General features: G+C 55.0%; 17 protein-coding genes. 10 read left to right on the top strand and 7 right to left on the bottom strand.

Going from position 1 to position 20,744, the window contains the following annotated elements; translation table 11 throughout:
• The first annotated feature begins 24 nt into the window (after nucleotides 1-24).
• Both zntA and tcp read left to right on the top strand, forming a co-directional pair.
• Nucleotides 25-2,223 carry a Zn(II)/Cd(II)/Pb(II) translocating P-type ATPase ZntA gene (gene zntA, locus ACLJRS_RS17500; protein ID WP_000106643.1) on the top strand — a complete coding sequence of 733 codons (2,199 nt, stop codon included), beginning with the start codon at nucleotides 25-27 and terminating at the stop codon, nucleotides 2,221-2,223.
• A 199-nt stretch (nucleotides 2,224-2,422) separates the two neighbouring features.
• Complete coding sequence (gene tcp / locus ACLJRS_RS17495; protein WP_000789681.1) at nucleotides 2,423-4,066, top strand: methyl-accepting chemotaxis citrate transducer; 1,644 nt, start codon at nucleotides 2,423-2,425, stop codon at nucleotides 4,064-4,066.
• A gap of 23 nt (nucleotides 4,067-4,089) precedes the next feature.
• On the opposite strand, the gene tusA is transcribed toward tcp, so the two are convergent.
• Nucleotides 4,090-4,335 carry a sulfurtransferase TusA gene (gene tusA / locus ACLJRS_RS17490; RefSeq protein WP_001541054.1) on the bottom strand — a complete coding sequence of 82 codons (246 nt, stop codon included), beginning with the start codon at nucleotides 4,333-4,335 and terminating at the stop codon, nucleotides 4,090-4,092.
• A 169-nt stretch (nucleotides 4,336-4,504) separates the two neighbouring features.
• Here tusA and ACLJRS_RS17485 point away from each other — a divergent pair, with 169 nt between their 5' ends.
• Both ACLJRS_RS17485 and ACLJRS_RS17480 read left to right on the top strand, forming a co-directional pair.
• Nucleotides 4,505-5,170, top strand: coding sequence for a 7-cyano-7-deazaguanine/7-aminomethyl-7-deazaguanine transporter (locus ACLJRS_RS17485; RefSeq protein ID WP_001519906.1), 666 nt, complete (start codon nucleotides 4,505-4,507; stop codon nucleotides 5,168-5,170).
• Between the two features lie 72 nt (nucleotides 5,171-5,242).
• Entirely contained in the window at nucleotides 5,243-5,800 is a 558-nt protein-coding gene (locus ACLJRS_RS17480; protein ID WP_001245277.1) for a DcrB family lipoprotein, read from the top strand.
• 3 nt (nucleotides 5,801-5,803) lie between these two features.
• Here ACLJRS_RS17480 and ACLJRS_RS17475 read toward each other — a convergent pair whose 3' ends face one another.
• On the bottom strand, nucleotides 5,804-7,063 hold the full coding sequence (locus ACLJRS_RS17475; RefSeq protein ID WP_077906106.1) for an MFS transporter: 1,260 nt from the start codon (nucleotides 7,061-7,063) through the stop codon (nucleotides 5,804-5,806).
• 89 nt (nucleotides 7,064-7,152) lie between these two features.
• Between ACLJRS_RS17475 and ACLJRS_RS17470 the strand changes: the two genes are divergently transcribed.
• The 3 genes from ACLJRS_RS17470 (at nucleotide 7,153) to nikR (ending at nucleotide 9,325) form a co-directional block, all read left to right on the top strand.
• Entirely contained in the window at nucleotides 7,153-8,202 is a 1,050-nt protein-coding gene (locus tag ACLJRS_RS17470; protein WP_000179589.1) for an AI-2E family transporter, read from the top strand.
• 51 nt (nucleotides 8,203-8,253) lie between these two features.
• Nucleotides 8,254-8,832: a 4'-phosphopantetheinyl transferase AcpT gene (acpT, locus tag ACLJRS_RS17465; protein ID WP_000285380.1), complete on the top strand. Its 579-nt coding sequence runs from the start codon at nucleotides 8,254-8,256 to the stop codon at nucleotides 8,830-8,832.
• Nucleotides 8,833-8,923: 91 nt separating this feature from the next.
• A complete protein-coding gene (nikR, locus tag ACLJRS_RS17460; protein WP_001190057.1) occupies nucleotides 8,924-9,325 on the top strand; it encodes a nickel-responsive transcriptional regulator NikR in 402 nt (133 codons plus the stop codon).
• An 89-nt stretch (nucleotides 9,326-9,414) separates the two neighbouring features.
• Here nikR and ACLJRS_RS17455 read toward each other — a convergent pair whose 3' ends face one another.
• From ACLJRS_RS17455 to ACLJRS_RS17440, 4 genes are all read right to left on the bottom strand, one after another.
• Nucleotides 9,415-10,539: an ABC transporter permease gene (locus tag ACLJRS_RS17455; protein WP_001214746.1), complete on the bottom strand. Its 1,125-nt coding sequence runs from the start codon at nucleotides 10,537-10,539 to the stop codon at nucleotides 9,415-9,417.
• On the bottom strand, nucleotides 10,539-13,280 hold the full coding sequence (gene rbbA / locus ACLJRS_RS17450; protein WP_000202926.1) for a ribosome-associated ATPase/putative transporter RbbA: 2,742 nt from the start codon (nucleotides 13,278-13,280) through the stop codon (nucleotides 10,539-10,541). Before rbbA ends, ACLJRS_RS17455 begins: the two co-directional genes overlap by 1 nt.
• Nucleotides 13,277-14,344, bottom strand: coding sequence for an HlyD family secretion protein (locus ACLJRS_RS17445; RefSeq protein ID WP_000359835.1), 1,068 nt, complete (start codon nucleotides 14,342-14,344; stop codon nucleotides 13,277-13,279). Before ACLJRS_RS17445 ends, rbbA begins: the two co-directional genes overlap by 4 nt.
• A gap of 305 nt (nucleotides 14,345-14,649) precedes the next feature.
• Nucleotides 14,650-15,846 (bottom strand): NAD(P)/FAD-dependent oxidoreductase, encoded by a 1,197-nt coding sequence (locus ACLJRS_RS17440; RefSeq protein WP_000439220.1) that lies wholly within the window; start codon nucleotides 15,844-15,846, stop codon nucleotides 14,650-14,652.
• A gap of 230 nt (nucleotides 15,847-16,076) precedes the next feature.
• Here ACLJRS_RS17440 and pitA point away from each other — a divergent pair, with 230 nt between their 5' ends.
• The gene (gene pitA / locus ACLJRS_RS17435) at nucleotides 16,077-17,573 is read left to right on the top strand and encodes an inorganic phosphate transporter PitA (protein ID WP_410957868.1); all 1,497 of its coding nucleotides are present in this window, start codon (nucleotides 16,077-16,079) and stop codon (nucleotides 17,571-17,573) included.
• A gap of 139 nt (nucleotides 17,574-17,712) precedes the next feature.
• Here pitA and uspB read toward each other — a convergent pair whose 3' ends face one another.
• Nucleotides 17,713-18,048 (bottom strand): universal stress protein UspB, encoded by a 336-nt coding sequence (gene uspB, locus ACLJRS_RS17430; RefSeq protein ID WP_410957867.1) that lies wholly within the window; start codon nucleotides 18,046-18,048, stop codon nucleotides 17,713-17,715.
• 387 nt (nucleotides 18,049-18,435) lie between these two features.
• Here uspB and uspA point away from each other — a divergent pair, with 387 nt between their 5' ends.
• Nucleotides 18,436-18,870: a universal stress protein UspA gene (gene uspA / locus ACLJRS_RS17425; RefSeq protein WP_000323565.1), complete on the top strand. Its 435-nt coding sequence runs from the start codon at nucleotides 18,436-18,438 to the stop codon at nucleotides 18,868-18,870.
• Between the two features lie 324 nt (nucleotides 18,871-19,194).
• The gene (gene dtpB / locus ACLJRS_RS17420; RefSeq protein ID WP_001098275.1) at nucleotides 19,195-20,667 is read left to right on the top strand and encodes a dipeptide/tripeptide permease DtpB; all 1,473 of its coding nucleotides are present in this window, start codon (nucleotides 19,195-19,197) and stop codon (nucleotides 20,665-20,667) included.
• The last annotated feature ends 77 nt before the right edge of the window (nucleotides 20,668-20,744 follow it).

Here is a 20,744-nt window from a genome sequence, read left to right as displayed (position 1 = left end):
AATTATCATCAACCGGAGGACGTTATGTCGACCCCTGATACCGATGGCAAAAAAGTCCCGCCCTTTACCTCCTTCAGATTAGCCCCGGCAATACAGAAGGCCGATAGCTGCTGCTGCGAAGAACATTGCGCGTCCAGCGCGCCTGTTTCTACTGCCGTGGCAGGCACGCGCTATACCTGGAAAATCTCCGGCATGGACTGCGCCGCCTGCGCCCGAAAAGTGGAGAATGCGGTACGCCAAATTCGCGGCGTCAACCAGGCGCAAGTGCTGTTCGCCACCGAAAAGTTAGTGGTCGATGCCGACGCCGACCTTCGCGCGCAAATTGAACACGCCGTACAGAAGGCGGGTTATACCTTGCGTAGTGAAGATTCGCGCGACGCCGCACCTGAATCTCGTCTTAAAGAGAACCTGCCGCTTATTACGCTGATCATTATGATGGCGATAAGCTGGGGGCTGGAGCAATTTAACCACCCGTTCGGCCAACTGGCCTTTATCGCCACCACCCTGGTCGGTCTGTATCCTATTGCCCGCCAGGCGCTGCGGCTGATGAAAAGCGGCAGTTGGTTCGCTATTGAAACGCTGATGAGCGTCGCCGCCATTGGCGCGCTGTTTATTGGCGCGACGGCGGAGGCGGCAATGGTATTGCTGCTGTTCCTCATCGGCGAGCGCCTGGAAGGATGGGCCGCCAGCCGCGCCCGTAAAGGCGTCAGCGCGTTAATGGCGCTTAAACCGGAAACGGCGACCCGTCTGCGCGACGGCGTACGGGAAGAGGTCGCGATTAATACCCTGCGACCGGGCGATATTATCGAAGTCGCCGCCGGGGGGCGTTTACCCGCCGACGGTAAACTGGTTTCCGGTTTCGCCAGCTTTGATGAAAGCGCGCTCACCGGCGAGTCTATCCCTGTGGAGCGCGCAACGGGCGACAAAGTCCCGGCAGGCGCGACCAGCGTTGACCGTCTCGTCACCCTGGAGGTGTTATCTGAACCTGGCGCCAGCGCGATTGACCGTATCCTGACGCTGATTGAAGAGGCGGAAGAGCGCCGTGCGCCCATTGAGCGGTTTATTGACCGTTTCAGCCGCATCTATACGCCAGTCATTATGGTCATCGCGCTGCTGGTGACGCTTATTCCGCCGCTGATGTTCGAGGGCGGCTGGCAGGAGTGGATTTATAAAGGGCTGACGCTGCTATTAATCGGTTGCCCGTGCGCGCTGGTGATCTCCACGCCCGCGGCCATTACCTCCGGGCTGGCGGCGGCGGCACGGCGCGGCGCATTGATTAAAGGCGGCGCAGCGCTGGAGCAACTGGGCCGTATCACGCAGGTCGCCTTTGATAAAACCGGTACGTTGACCATTGGTAAACCACGGGTGACGGCGATTCATCCGGCAAGCGGTATCAGCGAAGCTGAACTGTTGGCGCTGGCGGCAGCCGTAGAACAAGGCGCTACGCACCCGCTGGCGCAGGCTATTGTCCGCGAAGCGCAGACACGCGATCTGGCGATCCCGACGGCGGAATCGCAGCGAACGCTGGCCGGCACCGGGATTGAAGCGCAGGTTAACGGCGAACGAATTCTGATTTGCGCGGCGGGAAAACAGCCTGCGGCAGCGTTTGCCGGGCAAATTAGCGAACTGGAAAACGCCGGGCAGACGGTGGTTCTGGTGCTGCGTAACGAGACCGTTGTTGGCGTCCTCGCCCTCCAGGATACGTTGCGTGACGATGCGCGCGACGCCATCCGCGAACTGCATCAGTTAGGCGTTAACGGCGTGATTCTGACCGGCGATAACCCACGGGCGGCGGCAGCGATTGCCGGCGAGCTGGATCTGGCGTTTAAAGCCGGACTACTGCCGGAAGACAAGGTGCGGGCAGTCACCGCCCTTAACCAACAAGCGCCGCTGGCGATGGTGGGCGACGGCATTAATGATGCGCCCGCGATGAAAGCCGCCAGTATCGGAATTGCGATGGGCAGCGGTACTGACGTCGCGCTGGAAACGGCTGACGCCGCCCTTACTCATAACCGTCTGCGCGGGTTAGCGCAGATGATTACGCTGGCGCGCGCTACCCACGCGAATATCCGGCAGAACATCACCATTGCGCTGGGGCTGAAAGCTATTTTCCTGGTGACGACGCTACTGGGTTTTACCGGGCTATGGCTGGCAATCCTGGCGGATACGGGAGCCACGGTATTGGTGACCGCCAACGCGCTACGTTTGCTGCGTAAAAACTAATCTTCTCCCGCCCGGCGGCGTCGTGTCGCCGGGTTATCCCGCGATATTCCTTTCTTTGTACATATTATTCACGCGAAAATTATTTATTTTCTATTACTTATCAAACCATTAATCAGAAATAGCGTGATTTGATGTAAGGTTAATATTTATCCAACCGATATTGATCATACCGTCTACAAAATAAGGAATGTTAGGCACTATGAAAAATATCAAAGTCATCACCGGCGTTATCGCGACGCTGGGCATATTTAGCGCCTTATTGTTGGTGACAGGAATACTGTTTTATTCCGCCGTCAGCAGCGATCGGCTGAATTTCCAGAATGCGAGCGCGCTGAGTTACCAACAACAGGAACTGGGCGGCAGTTTTCAGACATTGATCGAAACCCGCGTCACCATTAACCGCGTGGCGATACGCATGTTAAAAAATCAGCGCGATCCCGCCTCACTGGACGCCATGAACACGCTGTTAACCAACGCTGGCGCGTCGCTCAACGAAGCGGAAAAGCATTTCAACAACTACGTGAACTCCGAAGCGATCGCGGGCAAAGATCCGGCGTTGGATGCCCAGGCCGAAGCCAGCTTTAAGCAGATGTATGACGTTTTGCAGCAGTCTATCCACTATCTTAAAGCCGATAATTACGCCGCCTATGGCAACCTTGACGCGCAAAAAGCGCAGGATGACATGGAGCAGGTATATGACCAGTGGCTCTCTCAAAATGCGCAATTAATAAAATTAGCCAGCGATCAGAATCAGAGCAGTTTTACCCAGATGCAATGGACGCTGGGGATAATTCTACTTATCGTGCTCATCGTGCTGGCGTTTATCTGGCTGGGGCTGCAACGCGTTCTACTCCGCCCGCTGCAACGGATTATGGCGCACATTCAAACGATCGCCGACGGCGATCTTACCCATGAGATAGAGGCCGAAGGACGCAGTGAAATGGGCCAACTGGCCGCCGGTCTTAAAACGATGCAGCAGTCGTTAATCCGTACCGTCAGCGCGGTGCGCGATAACGCAGACTCTATCTATACTGGCGCAGGCGAAATTTCCGCCGGCAGCAGCGATCTCTCTTCCCGTACCGAACAGCAGGCCTCGGCGCTGGAGGAGACCGCCGCCAGCATGGAACAGTTAACCGCCACGGTACGGCAAAACACTGATAACGCACGACAGGCGACGGGTCTGGCGAAAACCGCATCAGAAACCGCGCGTAAAGGAGGACGCGTGGTGGATAACGTAGTGAGCACCATGAACGATATCGCCGAAAGCTCGGAAAAAATCGTGGACATCACCAGCGTGATTGACGGTATCGCCTTCCAGACTAATATCCTGGCGCTGAACGCCGCGGTAGAAGCCGCCCGCGCCGGCGAACAGGGGCGAGGATTCGCGGTCGTGGCCGGAGAGGTACGCACGTTGGCCATCCGTAGCGCGCAGGCCGCCAAAGAGATCAAAGTACTGATTGAAAACTCCGTGTCGCGCATTGATACCGGCTCTACGCAGGTACGCGAAGCGGGAGAAACCATGAAAGAGATCGTTAACGCCGTGACCCGCGTGACCGATATTATGGGCGAAATCGCCTCTGCCTCCGATGAGCAAAGCAAAGGCATTGAGCAGGTGGCGCAGGCGGTATCGGAAATGGACAGCGTGACGCAGCAAAACGCCTCGCTGGTAGAGGAATCCGCAGCAGCAGCGGCGGCGCTGGAAGATCAGGCTAACGAACTTCGTCAGGCGGTCGCCGCGTTCCGCATCCAGAAACAACCTCGTCGGGAGGCGTCGCCGACGCCGTTAAGCAAAGGTTTAACGCCGCAGCCCGCCGCAGAACAGGCGAACTGGGAAAGCTTCTAATCAGAATGCTATCTGCCGTGCGGTTAATGCGCTTTACGCAATAAATAGCGGTACGGCAGACCCTCCGTCTCTTGCGCCAGCAAATCGTGTTCCATAAAGGTACAGAACCCCGGAATATCACGCGTCGTCGCCGGATCGTCGGCGATAATCAGCAATGTTTCGCCAGTTTGCATGTTGCGCACCGTTTTGCGCACCATCATTACCGGTTCAGGGCAACGCAGCCCCAGGGCGTCAAGCGTATGGTCAGGGGAGGAAAACAGATCGCTCATCTTCGTCTCAATGGTAGAAAAACGGCGATATTTTACGCCCATCTTCGTCAGTAAGCCAGGCAGGTTAACGATTGCGTGAAAATTAGCCATTGCAATGCCAGCGCAAAACAGTATTATGCGGCGGTTCTTTATTGGGTTCCCTCACCCCATCCAACAAAAAGGTCACAATATGACTCCGTTTACACAATCACAGCGCGTAAAAGCGTTGTTCTGGCTATCGCTATTCCATTTACTGGTGATCATTTCCAGTAACTATCTGGTGCAGCTCCCCATCACTATTTTTGGTTTCCACACGACCTGGGGCGCGTTTAGTTTTCCTTTTATTTTTCTCGCCACCGATCTTACCGTGCGTATTTTTGGCGCACCGCTGGCGCGCCGCATTATCTTCGCCGTCATGATCCCCGCGCTGCTGGTGTCGTATGTGGTGTCATCGCTGTTCTATATGGGCGCCTGGCAAGGTTTCGCCGCGCTGGCGAACTTTAATCTGTTTGTCGCCCGTATCGCCGCCGCCAGCTTTATGGCCTACGCGCTGGGACAGATCCTTGATGTCCATGTGTTTAACCGCCTGCGCCAAAATCGTCGCTGGTGGCTGGCGCCGACCGCTTCAACGCTGTTTGGCAATATCAGCGATACCCTTGCCTTTTTCTTCATTGCGTTCTGGCGAAGCCCCGATGCGTTTATGGCCGAACACTGGATGGAAATTGCGCTGGTGGATTATTGCTTTAAGGTGCTCATCAGCATTATTTTCTTCCTGCCGATGTACGGCGTTCTACTGAATATGTTGCTGAAAAAGCTGGCAGATAAATCTGAAATTTCCCCATTACCGGCAAGTTAAAGGTTCGTTTTCCGAGTTGTGATAAGATGAGCGAATGAGCCGTTATGGCCGTTTATCGAAAGGAAGAAGTCAATGCGCAATTTGGTTAAATATGCCGGTATTGGCCTGCTGGTTATGGGGCTTGCGGCCTGTGATAACAATGATACAAAAGCGTCGGCAGAAAGCGCCGCCGCAGAAAGCCAGGCCTCCGGTCAGCCCATCAGCCTGATGGATGGCAAACTCAGTTTCTCACTGCCGGCGGATATGACCGATCAAAGCGGTAAGCTGGGCACCCAAGCGAATAATATGCACGTTTATTCTGACCCGACGGGCCAGAAAGCGGTGATTGTTATCGTCGGCGATAATACCGATGAAGCGTTGCCGGTGCTGGCAAACCGCCTGCTTGAGCAACAGCGTAGCCGCGACCCGCAGCTTCAGGTCGTCACCAATAAGTCTATTGAGCTCAAAGGCCATACGTTGCAACAACTGGACAGCATTATCTCCGCGAAGGGCCAGACGGCGTACTCTTCCATCGTGCTGGGCAAAGTGGATAACCAATTGCTGACGATTCAGGTCACGCTGCCTGCGGACAATCAGCAAAAAGCGCAAACCACGGCTGAAAACATCATCAATACGTTGGTTATTAAGTAACCTTTACGACGATGATGCGGCCTCCGGCAGTGCAGACGGAGGCCGTTTTTTTAAGCGCCAGGTCAGCAATAGCGCCATCGCTACCAGCCCGGCCGCCGCCAGATAAATCACCGGCACGCCCGCCCAGGTCATCACCAGCCCCGCCAGCGGCCCGGTAACCCCCAAAGACATATCCATAAAGACGGTATAGGTCGCCAGCGCCGCGCCCTGGTTCTGCGGCGGCACGGCTTTGACGGCCACCACGCCCAGCGCCGGAAAGACCAGAGAAAAACCCATCCCCGTGAGTAAAACGCCGATTTTTGCCATCCACGGCATGGCTGCCGTTCCCACCAGTAACAGACCAATAATCTCCACGCCAAAGCAGATCATGGCGACATTCAACCCGCCTAAGCGATTGATGCCGTTAGGGAACAGCAAACGCGTGCCGACAAACGCGACGCTAAATAACGTGAGCGCAAAGGCGGCGCCATCCCAGCCTTTAGCATCATAAAATAAGGTAATAAACGTCGCGATGACGCCAAACCCTGCCGAGGCCAGCGCCAACGCCATACCATACAGCCAGACACGCCCCAGCACCGCGCGAAACGGTAGCGGCTTGCCTTTGTTCGCTTTCACCGACGGACGTGGAAGCGCTAACAGTATCGCGAACAGCGCCACGCCCATCACCGTTAGCGCCAGCCCCTGTAACCCGCCCCAGGCATAACACAGCACGCCCAGCGGCGCGCCCATCGCCATTGCGCCGTAGGTGACGATACCGTTCCAGGAGATGACCCGACCAATATGCAACGACCCGACGACACCGACGCCCCACAGTGTCGAACCGGTGCCGGCAAAACTTTGCCCAATCCCCAAAATCACGCGACCCAGCCCCAGTAGCAACAAACTGATCATCGGCCAGGCGCTGGCGATATCCGCCAGCAGGTAGCCGAGTCCGCTTAAAAAACAGCCGCATAAGCCAAAGACAACGATTTTTTTCGGCCCTAATACATCCGCATACCGCCCGGCATGGGGACGGCTTAACAGAGTGGCGAAGTATTGCAGGCTGATAATAAGCCCCGCCCAGAACGCGCTGAATCCCATCGCATCATGCACATAGCCGGGCAAGACGGCGAGCGGCAGGCCGATAGTCAGGTAGCTGGCAAAGTTAAACATCACGATGGAGACAATACGCAGATTGAGGCGCAATCCGTTTAGCGCCGGTTCAGCGACGGGTTCGGGCATGAGTATCACCGCATTTTTACAACATGTTTTCTTTTCTATCATGGCGCGCGGTGAAAATCAGTAGTGAGATTCAGATTATCGGTATCAGGGCAGCCGCTACACTTAGAAAAAAACACAACAAGGAAAACTTCATGGCAACCGCTCAACCCGACAAAACGGGTATGCATATTCTGCTGAAACTGGCCTCCCTGGTTATTATTCTCGCCGGGATTCATGCCGCGGCGGATATTATTGTACAACTCTTGCTGGCGCTCTTTTTCGCCATTGTTCTTAATCCATTAGTGACCTGGTTTATTCGTCGGGGCGTGAAGCGACCACTGGCGATTACTATCGTGGTGGTCGTCATGCTGATCGTGCTTACCGCGCTGGTGGGTGTACTTGCCGCATCGCTTAATGAATTTATCGCTATGCTGCCTAAATACAGCAAGGAGCTGACGCGTAAAGTCTTACACCTTCAGGAGTTAATGCCCTTCCTGAATTTACATATGTCGCCGGAACGTATGCTCCGCGGGATGGATTCCGATAAAATCATGCTCTTCACCACAACATTAATGACCGGCGTATCGGGCGCGATGGCAAGCATTGTGCTGCTGGTGATGACCGTGGTTTTTATGCTATTTGAGGTGCGCCACGTGCCTTATAAATTACGTTTCGCGCTAAACAATCCACAAATTCATATTGCCGGCCTGCACCGCGCCCTGAAAGGCGTCTCGCATTATCTGGCGCTGAAAACGCTGCTCAGTTTATGGACGGGCGCGATTATCTGGCTGGGGCTGGCGTTAATGGGTATTCAGTTTGCGCTAATGTGGGGCGTACTGGCCTTTTTGCTCAATTACGTTCCTAATATCGGCTCGGTGATTTCCGCCGTTCCCCCCATGATTCAGGCGCTGTTATTTAACGGTTTTTACGAGTGCGTACTGGTCGGCGCGCTCTTTTTGGTGGTCCATATGGTGATTGGCAACATTATGGAGCCACGCATGATGGGCCATCGTCTGGGAATGTCCACGCTGGTGGTATTTCTTTCGTTATTGGTCTGGGGATGGCTATTAGGCCCGGTCGGGATGCTCTTGTCTGTTCCTTTGACCAGCGTCTGCAAAATCTGGATGGAAACCACTAAAGGCGGCAGCAAACTGGCGATCTTACTGGGGCCAGGCCGACCGAAAAGCCGTTTACCGGGATGAGGCGACAGATGCTACAATCTCCTCTTCTTCATAGGCAACGTTGGTCCTGATATGTACCAGGTCGTTCTGGGAAAAGTGTCAACATTAAGCGCAGGTCAATTGCCCGACGCGTTAATCGCTCAGGCGCCGCAGGGCGTTCGCCGGGCAAGCTGGCTGGCCGGACGCGTGCTGCTTTCCCGTGCGCTCTCGCCACTACCGGAGATGGTGTATGGCGAACAGGGTAAACCGGCTTTTTCCGCCGGAACGCCGCTGTGGTTTAACCTCAGCCATAGCGGCGACACTATTGCTCTGTTGCTTAGCGACGAAGGTGAAGTCGGCTGCGATATTGAAGTGATCCGCCCGCGCGATAACTGGCGTTCGCTGGCAAATGCGGTATTCAGCCTCGGCGAACATGCTGAAATGGAAGCGGAACGTCCGGAGCGACAACTGGCGGCCTTCTGGCGTATCTGGACGCGTAAAGAAGCCATCGTAAAACAACGCGGCGGCAGCGCCTGGCAAATCGTCAGCGTGGACAGCACGTTGCCCTCTGCCTTGTCGGTCAGCCAGTGTCAGCTCGATACGCTCAGTCTGGCAGTCTGTACCCCCACACCGTTTACGCTGACGCCGCAGACGATAACAAAAGCGTTATGACACATTAATTTTTCCCTCTGGCGGCGGACGTGTGTTACAAAATGCGGAGCTTCCCATGCGCCGACGCGCCATACCAAAAGGTTTAAGTCAGATGCAACGTGTCACCATCACCCTCGATGACGATTTACTGGAAACGCTGGACAGCCTGAGCCAGCGACGCGGCTATAACAATCGCTCCGAAGCGATCCGTGATATTTTGCGCGGCGCTCTGGCGCAGGAGGCCACCCAGGAACACGGTACACAGGGTTTCGCGGTACTTTCATATGTTTATGAACATGAGAAACGGGATTTAGCCAGCCGCATCGTCTCCACCCAGCATCATCATCATGATTTATCCGTCGCCACGCTGCACGTCCATATCAACCACGATGACTGTCTGGAGATCGCCGTTCTGAAGGGCGATATGGGCGACGTACAGCATTTTGCCGATGATGTTATCGCCCAGCGCGGCGTGCGCCACGGCCACTTGCAGTGTTTGCCGAAAGAAGACTAACGCTGGGGGCGCTTCGCTTGCCCGGCCTACGCTCGCACGTCTGTCGTTTGTAGGCCGGATGAGGCGCAGCCGCCATCCGGCAATAATGTTTACGCCATTGTGCCAATCGTTTTTCTGAAGCGTAACAGCGCTATCAGGAAGAACACGCCGCCTATCGCCAGCAGGGTCAGGAACTGCGGCCAGACGATACTCAAACCTGCGCCGCGATAAAGAATAGCCTGGGCAAGACTGACAAAATGCGTCGTCGGCATGGTCAGCATAATATCCTGCACCGCCTGCGGCATACTTTCACGCGGCGTGGAACCGCCGGAAAGCATTTGTAGCGGTAACAGTACCAGAATCATTAATAACCCCAGTTGCGGCATTGAACGGGCGATGGTGCCCATAAAAATCCCAATTGAAGTGGTGGCGAACAGGCTCAGCGCTACGCCCAACATAAACAATGGGATCGATCCTTCAATCGGTACGCCAAGTACGCCTTTCACCATCAGCATCAAAGACAAACCGGAAACCACCAGCACAACCAGCCCCATCGACCATACTTTTGCCATCATGATCTCAAAGGGCGTGACCGGCATCACCAACAGATGCTCTACCGTGCCGTGTTCTCGCTCGCGGATCAGCGCCGATCCGGTCAGCACTATCGCCAGCATGGTAATGTTGTTGATAATCGCCATCACGCCGCCAAACCACGCCGGGTCCAGATTTGGGTTAAAGCGCATCCGAATCTCCAGCGACACCGGCTGAACGTTATCTCCCCGCGCGCGCGCCACAAAGCTGTTGACCTCGCCGCTAATAATATTCTGGATATAACTGTTGCCGGTAAACGCCTGGCTCATGCGCGTCGCATCGACGTTAATCTGAATATCAGGCTGACGTCCGGCCAGCACATCACGCTGGAAATTCGGCGGAATATTGACCGCAAAGGTATAGCGTCCGGCATCCAGTCCGGCATCCATTTCCGTTGCCGTAATCATCTCCGGCGGCAGAAACCACGGGCGGTAAAAACTATTCACAATACGGTTCGACAACTGAGACTGATCCATATCGGCGATGGCGATAGGGGCAAGATGCAACGAACCGGGCAGGACGGTAGCGGAGGAGTAAACCGAAATCGTAAAGGCGAAGACGATCAGCGCCAGCATCGCTTTGTCGCCCAGCAGACTGCGCAGTTCTTTAACGCCGAGGTTATAAATATTACGTAATCCGCGCATTACCCCTCCTGTTTTTTCAGCAGCAGAATGCTCAGACCCATCACCACCGGGACGGCAATCAGTAACGGCATAAATAACGGCCAGAGATCGGACAGATCCAACGCTTTGGAAAACGTCCCGCGCGCGATCGTCAGAAAATGACTGGTCGGGTAGATCTCGCCGATCCATCTTCCCGGTCCTTCCAGCGAAGCCACCGGATCGATCATGCCGGAAAATTGTGTTGCCGGAATGAGGGTAATAATCGACGTCCCAAAAATAGCGGCGATTTGGCTCTTCATAAACGTGGAGATCAGCAGCCCCAGACCGGTGGCGATGATGACGTAAAGTAGCGCCGCGAGGGTAAGCGTGAGAAAGCTGCCTTTCAGCGGCACGCCGAACACAAAGACCGACAGCGCGCACAGTAGCAAGAAGTTCAGCATACCCAGCGCGATATACGGCAGTTGTTTACCCAGCAAAAATTCGCTGCGCGTCGTCGGCGTTACGTACAGATTAATCATCGACCCCAGCTCTTTCTCCCGCACCACGCTCAGGGCACTAAGCATTGACGGGATCATCATGAGCAGCAGCGGAATGACCGCCGGAACGATAGCGGGCAGACTTTTCACATCCGGGTTATAGCGATAGCGCGTTTCAATATTGAGCAGCCCGACCTGTTTAACCGGGTTCGGCTGACGACTCGCCGCCTCCTGCAGCCAGCTTTGGTGCATCGCCTGAACGTACCCCTTCACCGTCTCGGCGCGGCTGGGCATGGCGCCATCCACCCAGACGCCAATCTGCGCTGGCGTACCGCGAGCAATATCGCGGCCAAAATTAGGCGGGATCTCAATGGCAACCGCCAACTCTCCCGAACGCATCCGCCGGTCAAGCTCGTCATAGCTGGCGAGCGGCGGCTGTTCGATAAAATAGCGCGATCCCGCCAGATTGAGCGACCATGCCTGACTACTGACGGTTTGATCGCGGTCGAGTACGGCAAAACGCAGGTTCTCCACGTCCATACTGATGCCATAGCCCATAATCAGCATCAGAATTACCGTTCCCAGCAGCGCCAGCGTGGAGCGTACCGGATCGCGGCGTAGCTCCAGCGCTTCGCGGCGACTGTAGCTGAACAAACGCCGGAAGCTCAATCCCTGCCGCGACGGTTTACCTGACGCGGCGGGCGTCTGGGATGGCGGTATTGGGGTTTCAGGCGCCGCTCCCGCAGCTTCCTGTAGCCAGGAAATAAACGCCGCCTCCAGATTGGCCGCGCCCCGCTGTTGCACCAATTCCTGCGGCGTACCGCTGGCGAGCACTTTACCGGCGTGCATCAATGACATTCGGTCGCAACGTTCCGCTTCGTTCATAAAATGGGTCGAGATAAAAATCGTCACCTTATCCTGACGCGAAAGATCGACCATAAGCTGCCAGAACATATCCCTGGCGACCGGATCAACGCCGGACGTTGGCTCATCAAGAATCAGCATTTCCGGGCGATGGATCACCGCTACCGCCAGCGATAAACGCTGGCGGATACCGAGCGGTAACGAAGCGGGGAGCGTATCTTCCACCTCCGTTAGCATAAAGCGTTCGATCATCTGCGCGACGCGCGCCGGGATCTCCGCAGGCGGAATATGAAACAGGCGGGCATGAAGTTCCAGATTCTGCCGCACGGTAAGTTCGTTATAGAGCGAAAAAGCCTGCGACATATACCCGACCCGGCGACGGGTGTCGATGTCGTTCGGGTCCACCGGCTGGCCAAATAGCCAGGCCTGGCCTTCGCTGGCGGGAAGCAGACCGGTCAGCATTTTCATGGTGGTCGATTTGCCGCAACCGTTTGAACCGAGGAAGCCAAAAATCTCGCCGCGCGGAATGCGGAAATTAACATGGTCAACCGCGACGAACTTACCGAAACGCATGGTCAGATCTTTCGCCTCAATGGCAATCTCTTCCTGCTCAGCGTGATACGGCGGGATCACCACTGGCTTATGCGCCTGGCGCTGCGCTTCTGGCAACAGGGCGATAAACGCCTGTTCCAGCGTCGCGCTATGGGTTTTTGCCCGCAGTTGCTGCGCGCTGCCGGTTGCCAGTATCTCGCCCGCATTCATCGCCACCAGCCAGTCAAAACGCTCCGCCTCTTCCATATAGGCCGTTGCGACCAACACGCTCATATTGGTCTGCCGTTGGCGGATACTGTCGATTAAGTCCCAGAACTGAGCGCGGGAGAGCGGGTCCACGCCGGTGGTAGGCTCATCAAGAATCAGTAATTCCGGGTCATGAATCAGCGCACAGCACAACCCCAGCTTTTGTTTCATCCCACCGGACAGCTTCCCGGCAGGACGGTCACGAAACGGCGCCAGGCCGGTGCTGTTCAGCAGCTCGGTAATACGCGCTTCGCGTTCAGCTTTGTCATGACCAAAGAGACGAGCGAAAAAATCGACGTTCTCATAAACCGATAGCGTGTGATAAAGGTTTTTCCCCAACCCCTGCGGCATCCAGGCGATGCGCGGACAGACGTCGCGGCGATGTTTCGCATCGCGCATATCGCCGCCCAAGACGATAACGTTCCCTTGCTCAATCACCCGCGCGCCAGAAATCAGCGACAGCAGGCTCGACTTACCCACCCCGTCCGGACCAATCAGCCCGACCATACTACGGGCGGGAATGTCCAGCGTGATATTGTTCAGCGCGACCGTTTTTCCGTAATGCTGGCTCACCCCCTCAAGCTGCGCCACGGGAGGAACAGGCACCAGCGTCAGCGACGTCATTGCGACAGCCTCACGTTCAGATCGTCAGGCCAGGGCACGCGCTCATCCAGACGAACCCAGGCCATTCCCGGCAAACCGGTTTTGACATATTCCAGATGCTGTCGCAGCAGCTCTGGCGGAATACGCGCTTTGACGCGGAACATCAGCTTCAGCCGTTCATCGTGGGTTTCCACGGTTTTGGGTGTGAACTGCGCCACGCTGGCGACAAAACTGATGGTCGCCGGAATCCGCAGATCCGGCGCGGCGTCCAGCACCAGTCGCGCGTCGCCGCCGATCTTCAACAACCCCGCCTGTTCGGTCGGCAGGAAAAATGTCATATAAACATCGCTGAGATCGACCATGTTCAACACCCGGCCGCCAGCCGATAACACTTCGCCCGGCTCCGCAACGCGGTACTGCACGCGTCCATCGCGCGGCGCTTTTAATTCGCTGTCGTCGATGTCGGCGACAATACGCCGCTCGGTCGCCTGCGCCGCTTCCACACGCGTTTGCGCCTGGATAATACTGGTACGCGCCGCCTCAATCGCCGCTTTTGCCGCAGATACCTGCGCTTTGGCGGTCTCCAGGGCGGCGCGCGCGCTTTCCGCCGCCGCGCGATCGTCATCTAACTGTTGTACAGATACCGCGCCACGCTGCGACAGCGAGCGAGAACGCACGTGACGTTTAGAGACGGAGTCCAGCTCAGCTTCCCGCTGTTTGACGACCGACTGCGCGGCGCGCATTTCACTCTGGCGTTGCTCCAGCAAGGCGCGGGCGGCGGCAACCGCGCTTTCGGCCTCTTTAATCTGCGCAATCGCCTCCAGCCGCTGCTCCTGCAATACGCGGGTATCCATTTTCGCCAGCACCTCGCCCTGACGAACGAACTGCCCTTCCGAAACGAGGATGGTATCAATACGCCCGGCAATCTTAGTGGCAATATCCACTTCGGTGGCTTCAATTCTGCCGTTGCTGGCGGCAAAACCCTCCGGTATTCCCGCAGGGCGCAGCATCCACCAGGCTATCGCGGCCACCGCCACAAGAATCCCCGCTCCCCACCACACCAGATGACGCTTCATTTTGTCCATAATCGACCCGCCGTAATCCCTGTTGTCTAACCATGCGTGTCACAAAGTCCGCCGGGCGTGCGCTCAGCGGGGGTTTCCATTCGGGATAAGAATGAAAAAAGAAAAGGGGCCAGACGACGAACAGACGCCGATGAAGCGCTCGCCGTCAAAGGGAGTGAATGATGTAGGTACCCGGAAAAGAGGGAGTAATGTTGTCATCATCAGCGTTCCTGGCCGTAAATGAAACACGCATACTCATAACTGCTATAAATCGATACTAACACCTCTGTCCGGGATGTCTATTCGCTTATTGTTTGTAATGGTACTTAGCGTTTTGCCGCCAAATCCTGCGCGCAGGCCCAGGCGCTCGACCAGGCCCACTGGAAGTTATAGCCGCCCAACCAGCCGGTGACGTCCATCACTTCGCCGATAAAATAGAGACCCGGCACGCGGCGCGCTTCCATAGTCCGCGATGATAGTTCGTTTGTATCCACACCGCCCAGCGTCACTTCCGCTGTCCGATAGCCTTCGGTGCCGTTAGGCTGCACTTGCCAGGCTGTAAGCGTGTCAACCAACGCCTGCTGGTCACGAACGTTCAACTGTCTGAGCGATACATCCGGGATGTGCCCCAACTGTTGTAAACACTCCACCAGCCGTTTCGGCAGATGCATCGCCAGCGTGTTCTTCAGACTCTGGTTCGGATGCGCGTTACGCTGTTCATTGAGAACGTCTTCCAGCGAGAGGTCCGGCAATAAGTTAATGCTCACTAACTCCCCCGGTTGCCAGTAGCTGGAAATCTGTAAAACGGCGGGGCCGGACAGCCCACGATGGGTAAAAAGTAGGTTTTCCCGAAATACCGTACCATTGCGGGCGGTAATCACGCAGGGCACAGAGACGCCAGACAGCGTCTGGAGCTGTTCTAACAGCGGCTTATGCAGCGTAAAGGGCACCAGCCCGGCGCGCGTCGGCAACACCTTGAGACCAAACTGTTCGGCGATTTTATAGCCAAACGGCGATGCGCCAAGCCCCGGCATCGACAGGCCGCCGCTGGCAATCACCAGCTTTTGCGTAGTCACCGTCTCGCCGTTCAACGCCAGTACGAAACCCGACTCATCACGCTCGACGCTCAGTACCTCGCTACGTAGGCGCATCGTTACGCCGCCTTTGTCGCACTCGGCAACCAGCATATCGACAATGCGTTGGGCGGAATCATCGCAAAAAAGCTGTCCCAGTGTTTTCTCATGCCAGGCTATCCCATACCTGTCGACCAGATCGATAAAATCCCACTGGGTATAGCGGGCTAACGCTGATTTACAAAAATGGGGGTTCTGGCTCAAATACGCAGCAGGCTCAACATAAAGATTAGTAAAGTTGCAGCGCCCACCGCCGGACATGAGGATTTTACGTCCTGGCTTCTTGCCATTATCGATGAGCAGCACGCGGCTACCCGCCTGTCCTGCCTGCGCGGCGCAAAACATGCCCGCTGCGCCAGCGCCTATAATAACGGCATCAAACCTTTCCACGTCGCCTTCCTCTCTCAAATTCGGGCGGGAATTGTAAAGTTTCCTCAGTGGTCGCACCAGCGCGAAAAGCGCCTGAAAATGGTATTTATCTGAAATATATAAGATAATTCTTTAGTGATATCAAACAAAGCACGAAGTACATCAAAAAAAGTCTATATTTCACTTTGCCCGCGCCGCCAAAGTCACTGATAATGCGCCGCGTTCATGTCCTCAAAATGGCGTAACGTCCTATGCTACATTTGTTTGCTGGCCTGGATTTACATACCGGGCTTTTATTATTGCTTGCTCTGGCTTTTGTGCTGTTCTACGAAGCGATTAACGGCTTCCATGACACAGCCAATGCAGTCGCAACCGTGATTTACACCCGTGCGATGCGTTCGCAGCTGGCGGTTGTCATGGCGGCGGTGTTTAACTTTTTTGGCGTTTTGCTGGGGGGTCTCAGCGTGGCGTATGCCATTGTGCATATGCTACCGACGGATCTCCTGCTCAACATGGGTTCCGCGCACGGCCTCGCTATGGTCTTTTCCATGTTGCTGGCGGCGATTATCTGGAACCTCGGTACCTGGTATTTCGGGTTGCCGGCGTCCAGTTCCCACACGCTGATTGGCGCCATTATCGGCATCGGTTTAACCAATGCGATGATGACCGGCACGTCAGTGGTGGATGCGCTTAACATCCCGAAAGTTATCAATATTTTCGGTTCACTCATTATCTCCCCTATTGTCGGTCTGGTATTCGCCGGCGGTATGATTTTCTTGCTGCGCCGCTACTGGAGCGGTACTAAGAAACGCGCCCGTATCCACCTGACGCCAGCCGAACGTGAAAAGAAAGACGGCAAGAAAAAGCCGCCGTTCTGGACGCGTATCGCGCTGATCCTCTCCGCTATCGGCGTGGCGTTTTCGCATGGCGCGAACGATGGTCAGAAAGGCATTGGCCTGGTCATGCTGGTGCTGATTGGCGTCGCGCCTGCGGGTTTCGTGGTCAATATGAATGCCTCCAGCTACGAAATCACCCGTACGCGCGATGCTATCAACAATGTCGAAACGTACTTTGAGCAGCGTCCTGACCTGCTGAAAGCCGTCACCGGCGTTGACCAACTGATTCCATCTCCGGAGCCGGGCGCGACTGAACCGACTGAATTCCACTGCCATCCGGCTAACACCATTAACGCGCTTAACCGTGCGAAAGGGATGCTGGCAAACGTGGAAAGCTACGACAAGTTAAGCGTTGAACAGCGTAGCCAGTTGCGTCGCATTATGCTGTGCATTTCCGACACGACCGACAAAGTCGTGAAATTGCCTGGCGTAAGCAGCGATGACCAGCGCCTGCTGAAAAAGCTGAAGACCGATATGTTAAGCACCATTGAGTATGCGCCGGTGTGGATCATTATGGCAGTGGCGTTGGCGCTGGGTATTGGTACGATGATCGGCTGGCGTCGCGTGGCGACCACTATCGGCGAGAAAATTGGTAAAAAAGGCATGACGTATGCGCAGGGAATGTCAGCGCAGATGACGGCGGCAGTCTCTATCGGTCTTGCCAGCTACACCGGTATGCCAGTTTCTACCACTCACGTACTCTCCTCTTCAGTGGCGGGAACCATGGTCGTTGATGGCGGCGGGTTGCAGCGTAAAACCGTGACCAGCATTCTGATGGCCTGGGTATTTACGTTACCGGCGGCGATTATTCTTTCCGGCGTGCTGTACTGGCTTTCCCTGAAGATTATTTAAGCCAAATGGGCCGGATAGCGCTGTCGCTAATCCGGCCTGTCAGGATGAAACGACACAGGCCTGATAGGCCGCTACAAGCGGCGTCATCCGGAGGCTTATCTAATACGAGCGGGTCAGGAAACTGGCCCGCTTTTTTTATTCAGTGCCAAATCATGAGCGCAATCAAGCTCACCACCACTAAACCGCATAACGCGCTGGTCAGCAGAAACTGGCGGCGCACGCGTTCACAACGGCGAATAAATTCTTCATCATGATGATCGCGATAGCGCTGAGCGTAGATATACCATACCAGGCGCACCTGTTTGTTGGGCTGACCATGCGTGGTAAAGAAGCCGCCGCCATCGACATATTGATAGAGCAAAGGATCGCAACCACGAAGTACCACTAACAGTGCGCGTAGCGATGAGAAATAGCGCGCCATATTAACAATGCAAACGACACATAAAGCCCAGAATAGTGAGACGGTGTTTATCATATCTCCTCCCCGGCGACCCGCCCACGGAGTTCCTCTCCGGGACTACCGCTCCCCGATACCCTGCCAGACAATCAGTGAAAGAGTACTACGAAAGCCGTCCATATTAGCGCTCCGCATTCGAACGGCTCTTATACACATTGTAGGAGATCAGTTAATTTTTTTACCAGAAGGTTAATCACTATCAATGCAATTCCCTGAAAATTTTGTTTAACTAACTGGCAAGCAAGGCAGATTGACGGATTATCCTGGTCGCTATAATGTAAGGATAGTTATGGTAAACGGCTGAGCTAGCCCCGCGCATAGAGTTCGCAGGACGCGGGTGACGCGGCGGCATAAGAAACGCCAGTAGCTCAATGGTCATCGACAACTTATGGAAGGAGTAACACTATGGCTTATAAACACATTCTTATCGCAGTTGATCTCTCCCCGGAAAGTAAAGTTCTGGTTGAAAAAGCGGTCTCTATGGCGCGTCCCTACAACGCGAAAATCTCCCTCATCCACGTTGACGTGAATTATTCAGACCTGTACACCGGTCTGATTGACGTCAATCTGGGCGATATGCAGAAACGTATCTCCGAAGAAACCCACCACGCGCTGACCGAGCTGTCTACCAACGCTGGCTACCCTATCACTGAAACCCTGAGCGGTAGCGGCGATTTGGGCCAGGTGCTGGTTGACGCCATCAAGAAATACGATATGGATCTGGTCGTTTGCGGTCATCACCAGGACTTCTGGAGCAAACTGATGTCTTCTGCGCGCCAGCTGATCAACACCGTTCACGTTGACATGCTGATTGTGCCGCTGCGCGACGAAGAAGAGTAATGCTTGCCGTGCCGGCTGGCGGCTAAGACCGCATCTGGTCTATAGTCAATCAGGTTGGCCTGAACCATCAGGCAAATTCCGGCTATCAACAACAACGCCCGCTTATGTGGGCGTTTTGTTTATCCCCCCTTCTTCGCAGTACTCAGTACATCATTCCAGCACACCAAACATAATTAGTGTGATCCACTAATTAGTTTGCGTATCATTTGTATAATAACCTATTGATCAGGCTAATAACCGCAGTCTATATCAGGGTAAGTCTTTTCGGCGCGTTTTGATATACGCGCTCATACGTTTCGGGATGGCATTAAAAGGCGAAGGAATATGAATACAACTGCACCTACGGGCTTGCTGCAGCAACCTCGTCCATTCTTCATGATCTTTTTTGTAGAATTATGGGAACGATTTGGCTATTACGGCGTCCAGGGCATCCTGGCGGTCTTTTTCGTTAAACAATTGGGTTTTTCTCAGGAACAGGCCTTTATTACCTTTGGCGCTTTTGCGGCGCTGGTTTATGGCCTGATCTCCATCGGCGGCTATGTTGGCGACCATCTGTTAGGGACTAAACGCACCCTGGTCCTGGGCGCGATTGTGCTGGCGATTGGCTATTTTATGACCGGCATGTCGCTATTAAATCCCGATCTGATTTTTATCGCACTGGGTACGATTGCCGTGGGCAACGGGTTATTTAAAGCCAATCCCGCCAGCCTGCTCTCTAAATGCTATCAGCCTAAAGATCCCCGGCTGGATGGCGCTTTCACCCTGTTTTATATGTCGATTAACATCGGTTCTTTGTTATCGCTATCGCTGGCGCCGGTGATTGCCGATAAATTTGGCTATGCGGTGACCTATAATCTGTGCGGCGCTGGTTTAATTGTTGCGCTTCTGGTGTACTTCGCCTGCCGTGGCATGGTGAAAAATATCGGTTCTGAACCGGATCATAAACCGCTACGTTTTCGCAATTTGCTGCTGGTACTGCTCGGCACCGTCGTCATGATTTTCCTCTGCGCCTGGCTGATGCACAACGTTAAGATTGCCAATCTGGTGCTCATCGTCCTTTCTATCGTCGTCACTATTTTCTTCTTTCGCGAAGCGTTTCGTCTGGATAAAACCGGCCGCAATAAAATGTTCGTGGCGTTTATTCTGATGATTGAAGCCGTGCTGTTTTACATTCTGTATGCGCAGATGCCTACCTCGCTGAACTTCTTTGCGATTAATAACGTGCATCATGAAATTCTTGGATTCGCCATTAACCCGGTGAGTTTTCAGGCGCTGAACCCATTCTGGGTGGTCGTCGCCAGTCCGGTACTGGCAGCGATTTACACCCGACTGGGTAGCAAAGGCAAAGATCTAACTATGCCGATGAAGTTTACGCTCGGCATGTTCCTCTGCGCGCTGGGTTTTCTGACCGCCGCCGCCGCCGGGATGTGGTTTGCCGATGCGCAAGGACTGACGTCACCGTGGTTTATCGTGCTGGTGTATCTGTTCCAGAGTCTGGGCGAGTTGCTGATTAGCGCGCTGGGACTGGCAATGGTCGCCGCTCTGGTGCCGCAGCATCTGATGGGCTTTATTCTGGGAATGTGGTTCCTGACCCAGGCCGCCGCCTTCCTGCTCGGCGGTTATGTGGCGACCTTCACTGCCGTACCGGAAAACATCACCGATCCGTTACAGACGCTGCCCATTTATACCGGCGTCTTTAGCAAAATTGGTCTGGTAACGCTGGCGGTCACCGTGGTGATGGCCATTATGGTGCCGTGGTTAAACCGGATGATTAATACGCCAGGTACCGAACAGTAATACTCAGTGCCGGATACGGCTTACGCCTTATCCGGCCTACAAATAATTGAGAATCGTAGGCCCGATAAGCGTAGCGC

Source organism: Salmonella sp. SAL00670, from assembly GCF_046552235.1.
GTDB classification, from domain to species: domain Bacteria; phylum Pseudomonadota; class Gammaproteobacteria; order Enterobacterales; family Enterobacteriaceae; genus Salmonella; species Salmonella enterica.
This window is presented reverse-complemented; position numbering and strand designations above follow the sequence as displayed.

What these genes read in the sequence shown, in the direction of transcription:
- zntA (WP_000106643.1), top strand. Translation starts at nt 25, where the DNA reads ATGTCGACCCCTGATACCGATGGCAAAAAAGTCCCGCCCTTTACCTCC.
- tcp (WP_000789681.1), top strand. Translation starts at nt 2,423, where the DNA reads ATGAAAAATATCAAAGTCATCACCGGCGTTATCGCGACGCTGGGCATA.
- tusA (WP_001541054.1), bottom strand. Translation starts at nt 4,335, where the DNA reads ATGAGCGATCTGTTTTCCTCCCCTGACCATACGCTTGACGCCCTGGGG.
- ACLJRS_RS17485 (WP_001519906.1), top strand. Translation starts at nt 4,505, where the DNA reads ATGACTCCGTTTACACAATCACAGCGCGTAAAAGCGTTGTTCTGGCTA.
- ACLJRS_RS17480 (WP_001245277.1), top strand. Translation starts at nt 5,243, where the DNA reads ATGCGCAATTTGGTTAAATATGCCGGTATTGGCCTGCTGGTTATGGGG.
- ACLJRS_RS17475 (WP_077906106.1), bottom strand. Translation starts at nt 7,063, where the DNA reads ATGATAGAAAAGAAAACATGTTGTAAAAATGCGGTGATACTCATGCCC.
- ACLJRS_RS17470 (WP_000179589.1), top strand. Translation starts at nt 7,153, where the DNA reads ATGGCAACCGCTCAACCCGACAAAACGGGTATGCATATTCTGCTGAAA.
- acpT (WP_000285380.1), top strand. Translation starts at nt 8,254, where the DNA reads ATGTACCAGGTCGTTCTGGGAAAAGTGTCAACATTAAGCGCAGGTCAA.
- nikR (WP_001190057.1), top strand. Translation starts at nt 8,924, where the DNA reads ATGCAACGTGTCACCATCACCCTCGATGACGATTTACTGGAAACGCTG.
- ACLJRS_RS17455 (WP_001214746.1), bottom strand. Translation starts at nt 10,539, where the DNA reads ATGCGCGGATTACGTAATATTTATAACCTCGGCGTTAAAGAACTGCGC.
- rbbA (WP_000202926.1), bottom strand. Translation starts at nt 13,280, where the DNA reads ATGACGTCGCTGACGCTGGTGCCTGTTCCTCCCGTGGCGCAGCTTGAG.
- ACLJRS_RS17445 (WP_000359835.1), bottom strand. Translation starts at nt 14,344, where the DNA reads ATGGACAAAATGAAGCGTCATCTGGTGTGGTGGGGAGCGGGGATTCTT.
- pitA (WP_410957868.1), top strand. Translation starts at nt 16,077, where the DNA reads ATGCTACATTTGTTTGCTGGCCTGGATTTACATACCGGGCTTTTATTA.
- uspB (WP_410957867.1), bottom strand. Translation starts at nt 18,048, where the DNA reads ATGATAAACACCGTCTCACTATTCTGGGCTTTATGTGTCGTTTGCATT.
- uspA (WP_000323565.1), top strand. Translation starts at nt 18,436, where the DNA reads ATGGCTTATAAACACATTCTTATCGCAGTTGATCTCTCCCCGGAAAGT.
- dtpB (WP_001098275.1), top strand. Translation starts at nt 19,195, where the DNA reads ATGAATACAACTGCACCTACGGGCTTGCTGCAGCAACCTCGTCCATTC.